Genomic DNA, 17,173 nt, shown 5'->3' with positions numbered 1-17,173 from the left:
CTCAATCCTTTAAATTATTATCTAAGATAAGTTGGAATATAAGTTGTAGAGCCGTATACGAGACCCGTACGTACGGTTCAATGAGAGGGAGATAATTCTTGCAGTTATCTTTCTACTCTATTAAGGAGTGGTAATTTAAAGCGATTTGTTGGTTTATTCGCCGTTGATGAAGCGCATAAATAATTGACTATAAGCGATATTGGTGCTATGCTTAATTAATTAGGAACCCGTAATTATTGTGTTCAATAGGATGCTGAAAGAGGTGAAAATGGGGTGCGGGCGACTGAGCAATTAACAGCAAATTTGTTTTATTGGGAAAAGAGAGATCTAAGTGTCTTATAGAAATTTTTTTGGGGGCAAATTGATTATGAGTTTATTACAGAAAAATATTTTGTATCAGAGTAAGAAAGTAGAGAAAGAACCACTTTGGACAGATACCTTCATTAAGGTTTGTGTGATCGCTGTGGTGTCGAATATATGTTTTCAAGCTCTATTTTCATCATTTCCACTTTATCTGCTTCAATTGAAAATGGACACTGTGCAAGTCGGGATAATTGCCAGCGGTGTTTCAATAAGCATGATGGTTACACGTATACTATCAGGTGCTTTGAGTGATACGTATGGGCGGCGGACTATTGGGCTTTTAGGTATTTTGGTCTTTACATTACCCTTTCTTGTATTTCTAGCAACAAAGAATAACTTGCTTGTTGCCGTTTTTCGCATTCTTCAAGGTGCAGGTGTAGCCGCAATGTCCATTGCAACAGCTGGAATGGCAGCTGACGTCTTGAATAAATCAAGATTTAACGAGGGCATTGGATATTATGGACTTTCTTCTGCCATCTCACAAGCTATCGGTCCAGCTATTGGAATCTTCATGATTTCCAATCAACAAGCAAAGGGTTTTTTTAAATTAAATGTTTTGGTTTGTACATTATCAATTTTCATGTTATTGACGTTAAATTATGAGAAAAAAAACAGATTCAAGTTAAAAGATCATATTCTAAAAGAAGTTGATGCAGATAATGATATGAATATAGACATTAATATAGATATTAATATAGGTACTAATACAGATACTAATACAGATAAAGAAGACATGAAACAAAATAATAAAACAAGTTTTTTGTGGCGAATCTTTGAAAAGAAAGCACTCAATGCTGTCGTGATGACTATGTTTATTATTATTCCAGTGTCTTCTATTTTTGTGTTTTTAGCACCATTTGCAGATGCACAGGGCATTAAGGGGGTGGAATTATTCTTTACCATTTATGCGATTTGTTTATTTATTTCGCGTTTGCTGTCCACCTGGCTTTTTACGCGTATGAGTATTGAGATGATATTGCGTATAGGCATGGTTATTATGGCCTTTAGTTTTTTATTTTTAGTCACATTGCAAAACACATTCATGTTGTATTCGGCAGGAGTTCTTTATGGATTGGGAGGTGGCCTTTGCTATACTGTGCTCACTATTTTGTCGGTGGAACGCGCAGAGCCTAATGAGCGGGGACGTGCGTTTTCAACTTACTATGCAGCCAATGATTTGGCAGTTGGAATAGGTGCCGTATTTTATGGTTATTTGATCAATTTTGCAGGATATCGAGTTGCTTTTGGTACGGCATTTATCATTTTAGTGATAGGCATTATCGCTTTGCCCATGGTATTTAAAGATAAAAAAGAGGCATAGAAAATCAGAATGCAAATGCTCTGGGCATATGATATGATATTGGCGGATAAGAATGCCGTCAAAAAGAAAATAAAGGAAGTAAAATGCGATGAAATTTATTGATATGCACTGTGATACTTTGATGCAGTTATTGATTCACGATCATGATCGTGCCAATTTATTAAAGTCTGAATTCACATCTGTTGATTTTGAAAGAATGCAGGCAGGTGGGCAATTAGCTCAGTTCTTTGCTGTGTTTTTACCTCCGCCTCAATTTTATGAGTCGTTTGAGGTTGAGGGATTGACGGATAGCGAGTACATTAATATACTGCACGGCTATTTAATGAAAAATCTTGAAGCCAATGAGGCGTTGATCAAAATAGCTTATAATGCTCATGATCTTGTTGAAAATGAAAAACAGGGTGTGATGAGTGCCGTTTTAACGATGGAAGATGGTCGTGATGTCAATGGCAAATTGAGCCGAATAAAGACATTTTATGATATGGGATTTAGAGCGATGTCATTAACATGGAATTATGAGAATTGTTTTGGGTATCCCAATTCCAGAGAGCCTGAGATCATGCATCAAGGATTAAAGGATTTTGGCAGAGAGGCCGTTGAATATATGCAGACACTTGGTATGATTGTGGATGTGTCCCATTTGTCCGACGGTGGCTTTTACGATGTTGCTCAAATATGTAAGAAGCCCTTTGTTGCAACACATTCCAATGCGAGAAGTGTCAGCAATCATCCGAGAAACCTAACGGATGACATGATAAAGATCCTTGCAAAACACGGTGGCATTACGGGGATTAACTTTGCCCCTGCTTTTTCAAATGCAGATCTATCAGAGCATCATGGTTACGTAAAAGCATATGCTGAAATGGCACGACATATCGTCAATGTTGGCGGTATAGATGTCATCGGTTTGGGAAGTGATTTTGATGGCATTGGCGGTATTTTGGAAGTAGACAGCAGTGATAAAATGTATTTGCTTGAAAACGCTTTAAGAAAAGTGGGCTTCAACACAACCGAGATTGAAAAAATATTTTATAAAAATGTGCTAAGAGTTATGTATGATTGTCTATAATTCCTAAAAAATATAAAAGGTCGTTTAGCCCTGTTGATAAAAACTGACTAAGCGATCTTTTTTGATTAAAGCAACAAGATTTACGCTGACAATTTTCTCAGAGGCATCAATCGGGAAAATCGTAGGCGAAAATCGTATTCATAAGTGGATACTATATTTAAAGCATAAATTAGAGCATAAATTGGATTTAAATGGGTACATAAGTATTAGATTTTAGGTTGCTGAGGAAATGTAATGGAGGGATACTATGAAATCAATACAAATGAAAATAATTAGGACCATGTTTTTAATTACCATATCCTTGTTGGCTGTTTTGGGGATTATAGCCTTCACAATTTCGAAGAGTGCAATAAAATTGGAGGTTGAGGACAAGCTGATAAACCAGACAATCAATGCAGGGGATCAAATGGAGCTCATTACAACTGAAATAGAAACATACACGGAAGCGCTGGCAATGGCAGCTTCGGAATTAATCGATGTGAAAAAAATGGCTCTTGACACTGATGCAAGAGATGAATATGCGAGAAGCTACATTAAAGCTTTAGATGGATTGGTTTCTAATTTTGCTTATAAAATTGAAAATAATGTAGATGCTTATGTTGTTTTATCCACAGACTACAGCACTGAAAAAATGTATCAATCTGTTGCAATACTAGATGATACTGGCAAAAACTATTTCATGCTCAGCGAAGAAGATAAACCAGGGCCAGATGCCATAGCAGATTCGAGTGATCCCAGTTTTGGATGGTATCACAATCCAAAAGCGAATGGAAAAGGGATTTGGTCTGAAACTTACGATGACCCAGTAATTGGAGAAAAATTAATCACTTATTCAACACCTATTATAAAAGATGGTGCGTTTATCGGCGTGGCAGGAGTGGACATCACTTTTGATGTTTTCAGTGAAATTATCAGTAGCATTAAAGTCTATGATACAGGCTACGCTTACTTGCTCAATGGCAATCAAGATATTCTTGTGCATCCAACGTTGGAACAAGGTATAAATTTAACTGAAATCCAAAATGAGGATTTATCGACTTTGATAGATGGTATCAATCAAAACAATACTGGACTTGCTTACTATACCTTTAATAATATGAAAAAAATCAATGCCTTTAAACATTTGGGAAATGGCTGGGTCGTTGGGGTTGCACCGCCTTTAAATGAAGTGTTTGCATCATTGAATACACTTGTTATTTCTTTTATAGGTGTTGGTCTTGTGCTGATGATTATATCAATTGTCATATCAATTATTGTGGGAAGACAGATTGCGACGCCTGTTGTCGGCATTACAGAAATTGTTAAACGGATTGCCAATTTAAATCTTAATGAGGCACCAGAAGATAGCAAATGGTATCGGTATAATGATGAGACAGGGACAATGGCAAGGGAATTAGATCATATGCGATTGGCACTTGTTGATTTTATCACAACTTTGAAACATCAGGTGGACAGTTTAAATCAAGGCTCTACTCAATTGAGCGTATCTACAAGTGAAACAAGCCAGAGTCTAGTAAAAGTCAGTGCTACTGTAAGTGATCTTGCAGAAGGTGCTTTTAAACAAAGCCGTGATACCAATGATGGGATTGATAAATTGATTCAATTAACGGATAAAATCAATGATGTTACAGTGGATGCAAAACATATGCTTAACAGCTCTGAAAAGGTTAATCAGGTCAATATTCAGACGAGCAACACTTTAAATGATTTAAAGCAAAATTTGGTTAAAACGGATAATGCCATCGTTGAGATCTCAGAACTAATTCAAGGGTTAAAACAGAAATCTGGTGCCATTGGTGAGGTATCTAAACTCATTGAAGATATTGCAACTCAAACGAATTTACTTGCTCTTAATGCTGCAATAGAAGCGGCGAGAGCTGGGGATGCAGGTCGTGGCTTTGCTGTAGTTGCTGAAGAAGTAAGAAAATTAGCAGAAGAAACGTCGATCCTAACGGGTAAGATCAATACTTCCATGTCTGAGATTCAAAAGGATATAGATGGCACAAACACCCAAATGATCAGTGTGAATCAAGTGATTAAAGAGAATTCTGAAGCAACCGCACAAGTGGCAATATCATTTGATGAAGCAGTCAAAAATATCAAATTGGTCATTCAAGATATTCACAGTTTAGATGGCAATATCGTACAAGCAGTAGAGGATAAAGAAATCGTCATTACGGCACTTAATAATATTTCAAGTGTCACGGAACAAAATGCGTCTGCCGCTGAAGAAGTGTCGGCTTCAGTTGATCAGCAAAGTGCTACAATTGATGCCATAGCCAACATGGCAAAAGAGTTGACTGAAGTGGCTATGTATATTGAAGAACAAGTTAATAAATTTAATATTGATGCATAGCAATAAGTGACTTGTAGGGGGCCGCTTTATGATAATATAGTAGTAATCAAATGCAATAGCGTAAAATAAATATATGTTATGAGGTGAAGGGTATGAGTGAGTCAAAACCGAAGAAGGCATCTCCCTCAATGGATATGTGGCTGAGAGAGGCAAAGTTGGATACTAAGGTTTCGCAGGAAGGCATGTTTTTGGTTCATAATGGCATTGTTAGGCAGACGCCAAAAGCGCAAGTAAGAGAGGGCATCCATGACGGTTCAGTAGTGGTTGGAATGCACTTCAGCTATGATGCCGATAAGGTAGATGCCGCTGTTAAAGAAACTTATAGCATGGATGGTATTTATTATGTTAGGACATGGCTTAATGAAGGACAACTCAGTGTTGGAGATGACATTATGTATGTGCTCATAGGTGGAGATGTTCGGCCACATGTGGTGGATGCATTACAATTCCTCGTGAGTAAGATTAAAAATGAATGTGTCACTGAAGTGGAACAAAATTGAAAGATGTCATCTTACGATGATAACGTAGTCTTCTAAATATAAAAACGTCACCGATATGAAAGTGTATCCGTGACGTTTTGAGTTAAACAACAAGATTTGAACTGAAAGATTTTTTTCTAATCTTGTCTATAAATCTTTAGATTTCAGCATGGCAGAAGTGAATTGATCTAGTAAGCGACTTAATGCTTTAAAATCCTCTTCATTGATATCTCCGCTTGAAAGCATATGGTTATATAGTTCAAGAGGAATAGGCTTGGACAACTGTTTTAAATCTTTGCCTTGATCTGTCAATCTGATGATCACCTGTCTTTCATCCTCACATGATCGTGTTCTGGTGATTAACCCATTGGATTCCAATCTTTTCAATAGAGGCGTCAATGTATTGGTATCTAAAAAGATTTTTTCACTGATCACTTTAATTTGTATGGCATCCATTTCCCAGAGTATGAGCATAACTAAGTATTGAGGATAGGTTAAGTTGAGCTGATCTAACAAAGGCTTGTAAAGTTTGGTTGTCAAACGAGAGGCCAAATAGAATCTAAAGCAGAGCTGATTATCCAATTTTAAAGTGTCTATATTTTCTTCTTTTGCCATGACGACTCCCTTCGTTGTAACTTCAATTATATGCTCTCATGCGCTATATTAGCATGTTATGTTCGGCTTGTCTAGAGTGAGTACTCAATGTCAGAAGGGACTAAGCAGTTGACAATTGCCTATAAAAAGTTTAGACTGGAAAAGCGCTTTTATATCGCGCGCGATATAAAAGTGTGCAAAATGTACAAATCATTCAAGTGAGATTTGTAAAAAGTTTATTGAGGACGATAAAGGAGTAAAAAAACATGACAGTAGTAAACTGTGAGAAGTGTATTGGTTGTGGCTTATGTGTTAAAGATTGTATTGCAAGAGATATTAAAATAGTGGACCAAAAAGCAGTCGTTAGAAATGTGAACTGTATGAACTGTGGACATTGTATAGCGATTTGCCCACAAAACGCTGTAACCATTGAAGAGTATAATATGGAAGAGGTCAAGGCATACTCAAAAGAGCATTTTGATATTGAATCTGAAACTTTACTGAATTTTATAAAGTATAGGAGAAGTGTAAGGCAATTTAAAGCACAAGATGTTGAATCCAAGATACTTGAGAAAATCATTGAGGCAGGCCGATTTACACAAACGGGAATTAATATGCAGGATGTATCTTATGCCGTGATCAAATCTGGTCTGCCAGAATTAAGAGGTATGACGCTTGAAAGTTTGAAAAATACCGGAGAGTATATTTTGGCAAATCTGACTCCAGAAAACAAAATGTATGAAAACTATGCGAGAATGTGGATTAAAATGTATACATCATATCAAACAAATCCAGAGGGAAGTGACTTTTTATTCTTTAATGCGCCGGTGGTTATTGTCATCAGTGCCAAGTCAGAGGTAAATGGTGCATTAGCGGCTTCTAATATGGAATTGATGGCAAATGCGCTGGGGCTAGGCACTTTTTTCAGTGGTTTCTTGGCAAAAGCGGCACATGGCAATGCACAAATTAGAGATTTTCTTCAAATTAAAGAGGGCAAAGAAGTTGTGTGTGCTATGGTAATTGGCCATCCTGCGGTAAAATATAAGAGGACAGTGCCTAGAAAACAAGCTGACATCACTTGGATGTAAGACCGATTTTAAAATGCATATCATGTTAGGAAGCATATACAAAAAAACACCTTGGACGGGTGTTTTTTTATATGTCTGTGTTTGCAAAAACGATAGAGATAGGCGCTCTAGGGCGCTTATTTGTAAACGCCTCTATAATCTTCTGGTAATAATGCAGCTATTTTTTTCATCATTGTGTCCACAATTTGAGATTCATAGTCTTTTTTAGATTGTTCCTTTGATCGTGCTGAAATTTCAAACTGTTCCCCAATGTTAATATGAACATCGGCATGATTAAAATGCTCGGCCCCCATATCGCCTTCAGGATGAATTGGCAACAATTTTTCCGTGCCATATAATCCAATGGGTATAATAGGTGCTCCGGTCATTCTGGCAATTAAGACGACACCTTTCTTGGCTTCTATCATACGTCCTGTTCTGCTTCGAGTGCCTTCGGGAAAAATCAATAAACTTTCTCCTTTTTTTACAAGTTTAATAACTTTTTTGATCCCTTCTATGTCAGAGGAATTAGGCGTTATATTTGTGGTCTTTATCACATTTACCCCAATGTTGGTCAATGCATTATCCGATAACTTTACGCCTGCGATGAATGTTGGATCTATGGATTTTAAAGCTCTATCTAAAACCAAGCCATCGGAATTGCTCAAATGATTACACACAAAAATAGTGGGGGTTTTTATGCCTTCCAAATTTTCATATCCATTCACTTCTATGTTGGCATATTTATCGAGGTATTTATTGACCAGTTTTTTTGAGATAAATTTACTCATTTTTTTAGGTACAATATGAATCAATTTTGCGGTTACGCTACTTATCATTTTTATGTCCTCCAGTGCATTATATGCTTTACAACACCATTTTATCACACCACTGTAAACAGAACAAATATAAAGTAATGGTGATGTTTTATAGGGCACTTTTAAAGGTTTGATTTGCATATGAAGATCTTGTTTGATATCATGAAGAATGATACAAATGCAAAGGATAAGCATTAAGAAAATGGAGAGCGTGTGTGATTTAGTATGTACAAATATTTGGAAATTTCTCAAAGCATTGAGCAAAAAATTAAACTCAATAAGTTTGAACCGGGTAAAAGATTGCCTTCGATTCGATCCATTTCAAAAATGTTTGGATGTAGCATGTCCACGGCGATCAAGGCCTATGAGGATTTAGTGGATCGACATATTGTCTATGCGGTGCCTCAAAGTGGTTATTTTGTAGTTGAAGCCACGATGGTGGCACCTGAAAGAGATTTGGCGCAGATTGATTTTTCCACAGGAGTCCCTTTAATTGATGAAATGCCCAGCGATGATTTTAAACATTGTCTCAATAGTGCAGTGGATATTTATAGCCGCGTTGCCTTACATACAGATATTGAAGGCATAGCATCGTTAAGACGATTACTTGAAAAATATCTCAGGGAATATCAAATTTTTTCATCCTATCAAAATATTTTTATTAATTTAGGGATACAGCAAGTGCTTACAATCTTATCCCAAATGCCTTTTCCAAATAATAAGGAATGCATATTAATTGAAGAGCCCACTTACGCGCTTTACATTATGTTTTTAAAGCAAGCGGGAATCAAAACACTAACTATAAAAAGAGATGAAAATGGATTGGACCTTAAGGCGTTGGAACATCTCTTTAAAACCGGAAATATCAAGTTTTTTTATACTGTGCCAAGACATCATAATCCACTTGGAACATGTTATTCGAAAAAGACAAGAGAAAAAATAGCAATGCTTGCTGAAAAGTATGATGTGTACATTGTTGAAGATGATTATTTAGCGGAAATGGATTTTAATGTGAAATATGATCCCATATATGCTTATGGAGATCATTATCATCATATCTATCTAAAAAGCTTTTCAAAGATCATTCCTTGGATTAGAATTGGATTATGTGTTATGCCTTCGCATCTTATAGATCTTTTTAGAACGTATAAGCGCAATCACTACTATTATTCTTATGTGGCTTCGTCTATAGTGGCACAAGCTACACTGGAAATATACATCAGGAATGGCATGATTAACAGTCACATCAATCTTTTAAAAAAACAATACTCCAGCAAAATAAAATGTCTGAAATCAGAAATTGCAAAATTGTCAGATTTGCCTGACGGGTGCAAGTGGTCATATGGTTCCGGTTATTATGCTTATATATGGCTACCTGAGCACTTAGATGAATCTAGGCTCATCGATAATTTAGAGAAGCAAAACATTGTGGTCAGCTCTGGTATCCATTTCTATTTTAGTCCAACTTCGTATGAAAAAGGAATTCGAATATGTATCACGCGTACAAATAATGAGCAAATTGCAAGAGGCATTGCTCTGATCATGTCAGAGATAGAGCAATCTGTATGAAACTTAATGTAGGTCATCTGTCACAAATAGAATCGCTATGACAACAAATGAGGCATCAATTCAAAAGAATTGATGCCTCATTTGTTAAAATAACAAGATCTTGACAGATAAGAACATTTAGCTTCAGTTTATCTGTCGTTTTCTTTGGCCTATTTGAAGAAATTAGGGAGGTGGCGTTTGTGGGCTTCCAACATTTCTTCAAATATTTCTGCAGCCATTGTGTCAGATGGTACGAGTGGGTTGTTGTTCAGTGCTGTGATGGCAATATTTTTATCGCCAGTAACTGCGGCTTCACACACTAAGGTTTCAAATGCTTTTATGTTTTGGATTGTACCGCGAATAGTAGGCGGTAGTGTACCTATTGCCATTGGCTTAGGACCATCGGCTGTAATAACAGCAGCGATTTCCACGCCACTATTGTTGTCGATCCCAGTAACCGCACCATTATTTTTACAGTTTACATATTGTATATCACCTTTGTCAGTGTAAATAGAGGCGATTAAATTACATGCGGCATCGCTGTAGTGTGCACCACCACGTTTTTCAAGTTGAGGGGGTTTGATATTCAAATGCTCATCTTTGTAAAGCTCGAACAGTTCTGCCTCTGTACGTTTGACCACTTCAGCGCGCACATTGCCCTGCTTGTATTCTTCAACTTCCATTTCAAGCATTTCCTTGGTATGGTAATAATACATCATGTAGCCACAAGGCACCGCCTGAATACCGCGAAGAAAAGCTTCGCTGAATGGCATGAGCATAGGCGTTTTAGAAAGACTTTCTTCTGCCTTATGGCCTTCTTTGCCAATGTTTTCACGGCTGGCTTTCATCATAGCCATTCTCTCTTTGATGGCATATTCATTTGAAAATGCAATATATTTTTCGAGGACTTCAGGCATAACGCTTTTACCTTCTAAAAAGACGTCAGTTGCAAAGAAATGATGGTTCAATCCAGCGATCTGAAGACGTAGTTTTTCAGGTGGCACATCCAGCATAAGTGCTAGAGACATTTGCATGCCAATAGGCACATTGCAGAGTCCTACAACTTTAGTATGATCTGTGTATTTTAGAACCGCTTCGGTGACCATACCGCTTGGATTTGTAAAATTAATAAGCCATGCATCAGGACAATATTTTTTGATATCTTTAACGATGTCCAATATAACGGGAATCGTTCTGAGGCCTTTAAACATACCGCCGAGGCCATTAGTCTCTTGTCCAATGAGACCATGACTGAGTGGAATGCGTTCATCTTTAATTCGGGCATCTAATAATCCCACACGGAACTGAGTCGTTACGAAATCTGCATTTGGCAGCGCCTTTTCTCTATCCAGCGTCAAGAATATTTTCATGGGCAATCCAGCTTTTTCAACCATACGCTTAGCAAGATTTCCAACGATTTCTAGTTTTTCTTGACCTTCCTCAATATCTACAAGCCACAATTCCTTTACAGGGAGTTCATCGTATCTTTTGATAAATCCTTCTACGAGCTCTGGTGTATATGAAGAACCTCCACCTATGGTGACAATTTTAACGGGCTTTTTTGTCATGTTATTTCCTCCTACTTAAACAATATAATCGGCTTATCCGAATCTTATGTCTTAATGATATCCGAATTTTTTTTTGTAATCAATGCATAAAGAACACAACTGTACCGTAACAGTTGTGATCGTTTTAAAGCAACTCAAGTTCTCATAGATCTTATTACGTCTGATACAAATCATAGATAGAAATCATAGAGGGCAAAACAGAGAGAAAGAGTTATATGTAATAAAAAGAGGCCATCACGCATCTCAGTTCTTAGATTCGCAATAGCCTCGATTAATCTCATTTGTTTTCGTCCAGCTTCATGGGTTACAGCTGATCTGCAATTTTTTCAACTTCAAAAGCGGATTGTGTCAGTTCTTCCATATCATGAGCGACTTCGTCTGAGGCGCGTAATTGTTGCTCGCCTAAGATAAGCGCTTTATTAATGGCATTGATGATCTCATCTGTTTCTTCTCTAATGGTGTTAAGTGTATTTTTGATATTTTCAACTGCTAAAGTACTTTCTTCAGCCATTTTTCGAATTTCTTGCGCTACTACGGCAAAACCTTTGCCATGTTCACCAGCTCGTGCTGCCTCAATAGATGCATTGAGGCCCAATAAATTTGAATTTCGACCAACAGAACTTACAAAATCTAAAATTTCTCCCGTCTTTTTTGTTTCTTCAATAACGCGATTTCCTTTTTCTTTTAAATCGCCAATGTGTGATGATAAGATCTTGGCAGTAGAGGCGATTTCCTCCATCATAGCAGTGGTTTTTTCGGTTCCCTCTGCGATCGATTGCGAAGATTCGTGCAGTTTGTTTTGAATTTCTAAAGTCATGATGACGACAATAGCACCAATATAGGCACCATTTTTTTTGATCGGGTGTCCAACCGATTTGACTGGAAAACCGTATCTTTCTTTTGAACGAATACTCATTTGTTCTTGTCTTGTGGTCAGAACTTTGTGCATTACACCGTCAGGCGTAGCCTGTCCCCCAACTTTAACGCCAATATCGAATGTTTTGGCAGGTGTATAGCCAACGATAACCCCTTCGTTATCGCAAATGATTGCGCAACAATCTAAAGGAAATAACTTCAGATAAACTTCTGCTGCATCAACTATGTTCTTTAAATCACTTAAAATTTCAATGGTTCCATTTAAGAGTTCTTTTTCTGACATAATTAAATCGCCCCCCAGGTAATATAATTTAGATATATTTTTACAATTAAAGCTTTTGAATTCAGTCTAACATTTCTGAAATGTCTGAAATAGGCCTATTATTTGACTTGAATATCATCACATGTTTGAATTTGAATAGATAAAATGAAATTTTATTTAGATATTATTAAGGATTGACTTTAATAAAATTAAAGAGTATCATTAACTTTATTAAAGGAGGTATCATATGGCAATAGAAATTGTTCCAGATTGGATGGTAAATCTGGATGATGAAGATGTGTCTTTTGTAAAGAATTTCATAATGGCATCAGGTTCACTTAAAGAGATTGCCAAGCAGTATAATGTGACTTATCCCACTGTGAGATTAAGACTTGATCGGTTGATACAGAAGATTAAAATTAGTGATGATACGGCTAATGAGCCTTATATTGCACTTATAAAAAGACTGGCAGTAAATGAGAAGGTTGATTTTGCAACTGCAAAAATCTTGATAACGGAATACAAAAAAGCAATGAAGGAGAACGAATAAGATGGAAAATACATTTTTTGCGATTATTTTATTTTTGTTTTTAATAGGAGGCAGCATAGGTTTACAAATTTTTTTATCTAATAAACAAAATAAGTGGCTTGGATTGATAATCCCTATGATCTGTTTTATGTTTTCACTGTTAATGGTGGCTAATATTGCTGTTTTTACCACATTCACATCGACTTCAAAAACAGAAATTATCAATGGCGAAGCGGTTACTCAAGAAGTGTCACATTCTGAGGCTTCAGCAAGTTTAGGAGAAATACTTTCTACAGTGATTCCTGTGTTTATTATAAGTAACATCTCTACACTTATATTCTATGCCATCTACTTAGGCTGTCGTGAAAAGCGCAAAAAAAATCTGGAACTCGAAAAGATGAGTATCCAAGATTTGGAATAGATCCTTGAGTGCCAAAAGTCAGGGCCTATTTTATTCGCAAATTAAATCCAATCGCGGAAAATCGGAACTTTTTATGAGCTTTTTCGTCAAACGAAGTGTACGATGAGTAGAGTGTATATGCCATAAAATACCCCAAAAGTTATTTTGAAAGGATGAGTGCCTAATGAATAAAAAAGGAAACAGAAATTTGAGAAGTTTACATACGAGTGTGATTGTGGTGTTAATCGTATCTTTAATTTCACTAGTCGGCTGTACAAGTGACAAGGATGGTATAACATCTGTTGAAGGATTAGTCAAAGCCGAAGAATCTTTTAAAATCTTAAACACAGAAAATGAAGAAATGGATGATACTGTTAAAGCAAGCATTATGTCATCGAATCAAATGGGATTTGAGTTGATACAAGAAATGGCGAAAAGAGATCAAGAGAGCAATTTGCTACTTTCTCCAACCAGTTTGGCGTTTGCACTTGCAATGCTTGAAAATGGTGCAGAAGGTGAAACAAAATCAGGTATTTTAAAGGTGCTGGGTGAAGAAGAACTCGAAATTAATGAACGCTACAACGCATGGATGAATTACTTGAATGCGCTTGATAGCGGAGAGGACTTAGAAACGCCGGGGATTAAGATGAAGGTTGCAAATTCATTATGGTTTAGAGAAAATCTGGAACTCAAAAAAGAATTTGTCAATACATTGGGGATTTTTTATAATGCACAGGTCTATCGTTCTGACTTTAGTGACCCCAAAACAGTGGATCAAATGAACCAATGGGTTGAAGATCAGACGAACCATTTGCTCAAAGGCACCTTTGATAGAATAGATGCAGATACGATCGTTTATTTGATGAACACAGTATATTTTAAAGGCACTTGGATCGATGAATTTCACGAATTAGCAACCAAAGAAGAACCTTTTTTTAAAACTGAAACAGATAAGACAATGGTTAATATGATGCATAAGACACGTCGATTGGCTTATCAAGAAGATGCGCAGTACCAAATGACGCGTTTACCTTATTATGGCGGCAGTAGCTTGGTTCTAATTTTGCCCAAAGGGAACTTGAATGATTTTCTAAGCACTCTAAAATACGATGATTTAAAAAAAATGATTTATTCTGAACCCGATCAATGGCAGGAATTAGACTTGAGTCTGCCTAAGTTTGATTATGAGGTGAGCAATCCATTAGTGGACTTGCTTACGGAAAAAGGTATGGGGCGTGCATTTTCTAGAGAGGAAGCTGAATTCGGAAATATGGTTGAGATCAAAGATGAAAACGTATATATCAGTTCTATTTTTCAGAACGCACGTATTATATTAGACGAAAAGGGTACAGAAGCTGCTGCAGTGACAGTCGTTGAAGCTAAAACGACATCTGCAATGCCAAGTGAACCCGTGACTTTTAAATGCGATAAGCCTTTCTTGTACCTCATAAAAGATGACAAGACTGGCGCAGTGCTGTTTGTAGGTATTGTAAGAGAACCATAAACTTTACTTTTTAAGATAAGAAGGGAAAAGGTGAATTCATTTGAAGACAGATCGATTGTTTAGCATTGTTCATATATTGCTCAACAAGGGGCGCGTTACGGCTAAAGAACTGGCAGATCAATTTGAAGTTTCCACACGGACAATTTATCGAGATATTGATTCACTTTCCACGAGTGGTATTCCAATTTATACGGATAAGGGCACAGGAGGCGGTATAAGTCTCCTTGAGAATTATGTGCTCAATAAAACGGTCATTTCAGAAACGGAGAAAAACAGTATTCTATTGGGTCTAGAAGTTTTAGAAGCTACTCATTATCAGTCGTCGGATACGGCGATTAGTAAGCTTAAGCATCTATTTGATGGGGAGCAGAATGCTTATGTCGAAGTCGATTTTTCGGATTTTAGTCATGAAAGACAACCTAAAATCTTTGAAAACATCAAAAGAGCACTTCAAAAAAACCAAACCTTAAAAATGATCTATAAGAATAATAGTGGGGAGAAAACAGAACGTATCGTTGATCCGCTTAAACTCATTTTTAAGCAGCAGAGATGGTACCTAGTGGCCTATTGTCATAAGAGAAGAGACTATAGAACCTTTAGAATATCACGAATACTGGATACTGAAATCACCTCCGAAAGTTTTAATAGGAAAGATTATGACATTTCAGATTGGGTACTTAAATCTCATGAAATGAAGCATATGAAGCCAGTTGTTTTAACGCTTGATGCCAAGGCCTTATTTAGAGTTGAAGAGGAGTTTCCCTTGAGTGGGATTGTGCATCAAGAAGATCAAGGGATTCTGCTAGTCACCTTTGAAGCAGAGATGGATGATTGGTTACTCAATTACATCATGACTTATGCCGATTATTTGATTGATATTGAGCCCAGTATTTTAAAAGAAAGGCTTAAAGATAAAGCTCAAAAGATATTAAATATATGAAATTAGATATATAAAATAGATGAATTTAAAATAATTTCATATTAAATTATCTAATATGACACACTGGTGTCATATTAAGTCGCCTATAATAAAGATATAAAAAATCTAGTGAATGAATAGGAGATGAATGGTATGAATTATGAAATCGTAACACTTGAAGCAATTACAGTTGTGGGAAAATCCATCGTGACGACCAATGAGAATGGACAATCCATGTACGACATTGGCGCAATGTGGCAACAGTTTATCAGTGAAGGTCTTTTTGAACGCATTGAAGATCAGACCACGGGAAAAGGCATCGGACTTTATACAGATTATGAAGGTGATTTTACGAAACCTTATCGATTTATGTGTGGTGTGGCAGTTTCAAAAGGCGGTCAAAATGATTTTGAGACGAGAACCATCGCAGGGGGCAAGTATGCAAAATTTACGATCATAGGGGATGCTGTGGAATCCGTAGGCAAAGCTTGGCAAGATATATGGGCAATGGATCTGGATCGTAAATATGCCTATGACTTTGAACTCTATCACAATGATAATGAGGATATGAGTCAGCAAACAATTGAGATTTATATTAGTTTAAATTAGCAGCAATACGCCTTGATAAATATATAAAGAGGCGTTGTATAAAAAGAGGAGTTGATAAATATGAATACGGCGTTAGTTACTGTAGATTTAAACAATATTGACACAGAACATATTTGCTGCGCTATTTCAGAAAAGAAGGGTGAGAATTGCGTGGGCAGCAAGAAGGCTTGGCTAAAGGAAAGGTTTGAAGATGGCATGGTCTTCACAAAGTTAAATGAGCGTGGCAAAGTCTTTATTGAGTATATGCCAGCTGAAAGTTGTTTTGCCCCCATTACAGCGCCAAATTATATGTACATAAGTTGTCTATGGGTGTCTGGAAAATTTAAAGGACAAGGGTACTCAAACCAGCTTTTGGATGCCTGTATTGAAGACGCAAAGGCGAAGGGGAAAAAAGGTCTCGTGGCATTGGGCTCCAAAAAGAAAATGCACTTTTTAACAGACCCTAATTTTTTGAAGTATAAAGGCTTTAAAATTTGTGATATGGCAGAGCCCTCTTTTGAACTCCTCTATTACCCTTTTGATGCAATAGATGAAAAGAAGGATGTAGTGCCTCAATTTAAGCCTTGTGTGAAAACGGGGCAAATCGAGGATCAAGGGGTGGTTATCTATTACTCAAACGGTTGCCCGCATACGGATAAATATGTGCCTTTAGCGGAGCAAGTGCTTAAGGATAGGGGCGTTCCTTACCGCATCATTAAGCTGGAGACTGTGGAAGAGGCTCAGAATGCGCCGACGCCGTGTACGATTTACACCTTATTTATCCATGGCAAATTTGTTACAAATGAAGTGCTCACAGAAAAAAAACTTGTGATGCACTTGGAAAAATATGATTTATAGATTTTAAACCTAGGTTGAATTGAGTTAACCTAGGTTTTTTTTTAAACAACAAGA

16 protein-coding genes are annotated in these 17,173 nt (G+C 36.9%); 12 read left to right on the top strand and 4 right to left on the bottom strand.

Translation table 11 applies throughout. The annotated features are described in order from the left end of the window. The first annotated feature begins 367 nt into the window (after positions 1–367). The 4 genes from ISU02_RS05130 (at position 368) to ISU02_RS05115 (ending at position 5,609) form a co-directional block, all read left to right on the top strand. Positions 368–1,684, top strand: a complete 1,317-nt coding sequence (locus ISU02_RS05130; protein ID WP_194700712.1) for an MFS transporter — start codon at positions 368–370, stop codon at positions 1,682–1,684. A gap of 88 nt (positions 1,685–1,772) precedes the next feature. Next, on the top strand, positions 1,773–2,753 hold the full coding sequence (locus ISU02_RS05125) for a dipeptidase (protein ID WP_194700711.1): 981 nt from the start codon (positions 1,773–1,775) through the stop codon (positions 2,751–2,753). Between the two features lie 247 nt (positions 2,754–3,000). Continuing rightward, complete coding sequence (locus ISU02_RS05120; RefSeq protein WP_194700710.1) at positions 3,001–5,109, top strand: methyl-accepting chemotaxis protein; 2,109 nt, start codon at positions 3,001–3,003, stop codon at positions 5,107–5,109. Between the two features lie 92 nt (positions 5,110–5,201). Beyond that, entirely contained in the window at positions 5,202–5,609 is a 408-nt protein-coding gene (locus ISU02_RS05115) for a molybdenum cofactor biosynthesis protein MoaE (protein WP_194700709.1), read from the top strand. A gap of 126 nt (positions 5,610–5,735) precedes the next feature. Here the strand turns inward: ISU02_RS05115 and ISU02_RS05110 are convergent, their stop codons facing one another. After that, positions 5,736–6,203, bottom strand: a complete 468-nt coding sequence (locus tag ISU02_RS05110) for a MarR family winged helix-turn-helix transcriptional regulator (RefSeq protein WP_194700708.1) — start codon at positions 6,201–6,203, stop codon at positions 5,736–5,738. Between the two features lie 245 nt (positions 6,204–6,448). Between ISU02_RS05110 and ISU02_RS05105 the strand changes: the two genes are divergently transcribed. After that, complete coding sequence (locus ISU02_RS05105) at positions 6,449–7,270, top strand: nitroreductase family protein (RefSeq protein WP_194700707.1); 822 nt, start codon at positions 6,449–6,451, stop codon at positions 7,268–7,270. A gap of 116 nt (positions 7,271–7,386) precedes the next feature. Here the strand turns inward: ISU02_RS05105 and ISU02_RS05100 are convergent, their stop codons facing one another. Beyond that, on the bottom strand, positions 7,387–8,088 hold the full coding sequence (locus ISU02_RS05100; RefSeq protein WP_194700706.1) for a lysophospholipid acyltransferase family protein: 702 nt from the start codon (positions 8,086–8,088) through the stop codon (positions 7,387–7,389). A 204-nt stretch (positions 8,089–8,292) separates the two neighbouring features. Here ISU02_RS05100 and ISU02_RS05095 point away from each other — a divergent pair, with 204 nt between their 5' ends. Further along, positions 8,293–9,636: an aminotransferase-like domain-containing protein gene (locus tag ISU02_RS05095; RefSeq protein WP_194700705.1), complete on the top strand. Its 1,344-nt coding sequence runs from the start codon at positions 8,293–8,295 to the stop codon at positions 9,634–9,636. A 149-nt stretch (positions 9,637–9,785) separates the two neighbouring features. Here ISU02_RS05095 and ISU02_RS05090 read toward each other — a convergent pair whose 3' ends face one another. After that, the gene (locus tag ISU02_RS05090; protein WP_194700704.1) at positions 9,786–11,183 is read right to left on the bottom strand and encodes a 6-phospho-beta-glucosidase; all 1,398 of its coding nucleotides are present in this window, start codon (positions 11,181–11,183) and stop codon (positions 9,786–9,788) included. 304 nt (positions 11,184–11,487) lie between these two features. Next, entirely contained in the window at positions 11,488–12,342 is an 855-nt protein-coding gene (locus ISU02_RS05085) for a methyl-accepting chemotaxis protein (RefSeq protein ID WP_194700703.1), read from the bottom strand. 226 nt (positions 12,343–12,568) lie between these two features. Here ISU02_RS05085 and ISU02_RS05080 point away from each other — a divergent pair, with 226 nt between their 5' ends. The 6 genes from ISU02_RS05080 to ISU02_RS05055 all read left to right on the top strand — a co-directional run bounded on the left by ISU02_RS05080 (position 12,569) and on the right by ISU02_RS05055 (position 17,119). Then, complete coding sequence (locus ISU02_RS05080) at positions 12,569–12,871, top strand: DUF2089 family protein (protein WP_194700702.1); 303 nt, start codon at positions 12,569–12,571, stop codon at positions 12,869–12,871. 1 nt (position 12,872) lies between these two features. Next, positions 12,873–13,271 carry a hypothetical protein gene (locus ISU02_RS05075; RefSeq protein ID WP_194700701.1) on the top strand — a complete coding sequence of 133 codons (399 nt, stop codon included), beginning with the start codon at positions 12,873–12,875 and terminating at the stop codon, positions 13,269–13,271. Positions 13,272–13,434: 163 nt separating this feature from the next. Then, entirely contained in the window at positions 13,435–14,754 is a 1,320-nt protein-coding gene (locus ISU02_RS05070; RefSeq protein WP_194700700.1) for a serpin family protein, read from the top strand. 40 nt (positions 14,755–14,794) lie between these two features. Further along, positions 14,795–15,694 carry a helix-turn-helix transcriptional regulator gene (locus tag ISU02_RS05065; protein WP_194700699.1) on the top strand — a complete coding sequence of 300 codons (900 nt, stop codon included), beginning with the start codon at positions 14,795–14,797 and terminating at the stop codon, positions 15,692–15,694. A 132-nt stretch (positions 15,695–15,826) separates the two neighbouring features. Then, positions 15,827–16,282 carry a GyrI-like domain-containing protein gene (locus tag ISU02_RS05060; protein ID WP_228727724.1) on the top strand — a complete coding sequence of 152 codons (456 nt, stop codon included), beginning with the start codon at positions 15,827–15,829 and terminating at the stop codon, positions 16,280–16,282. A gap of 60 nt (positions 16,283–16,342) precedes the next feature. Then, a complete protein-coding gene (locus ISU02_RS05055; protein WP_194700697.1) occupies positions 16,343–17,119 on the top strand; it encodes an N-acetyltransferase in 777 nt (258 codons plus the stop codon). Positions 17,120–17,173: the final 54 nt, after the last annotated feature.

This window comes from Fusibacter ferrireducens, assembly GCF_015352425.1.
In the GTDB taxonomy this organism is placed as follows: domain Bacteria; phylum Bacillota; class Clostridia; order Peptostreptococcales; family Acidaminobacteraceae; genus Fusibacter_A; species Fusibacter_A ferrireducens.
The sequence above is the reverse complement of the archived record's forward strand: the minus strand, read 5'-3'. Positions and strand labels throughout refer to the sequence as shown.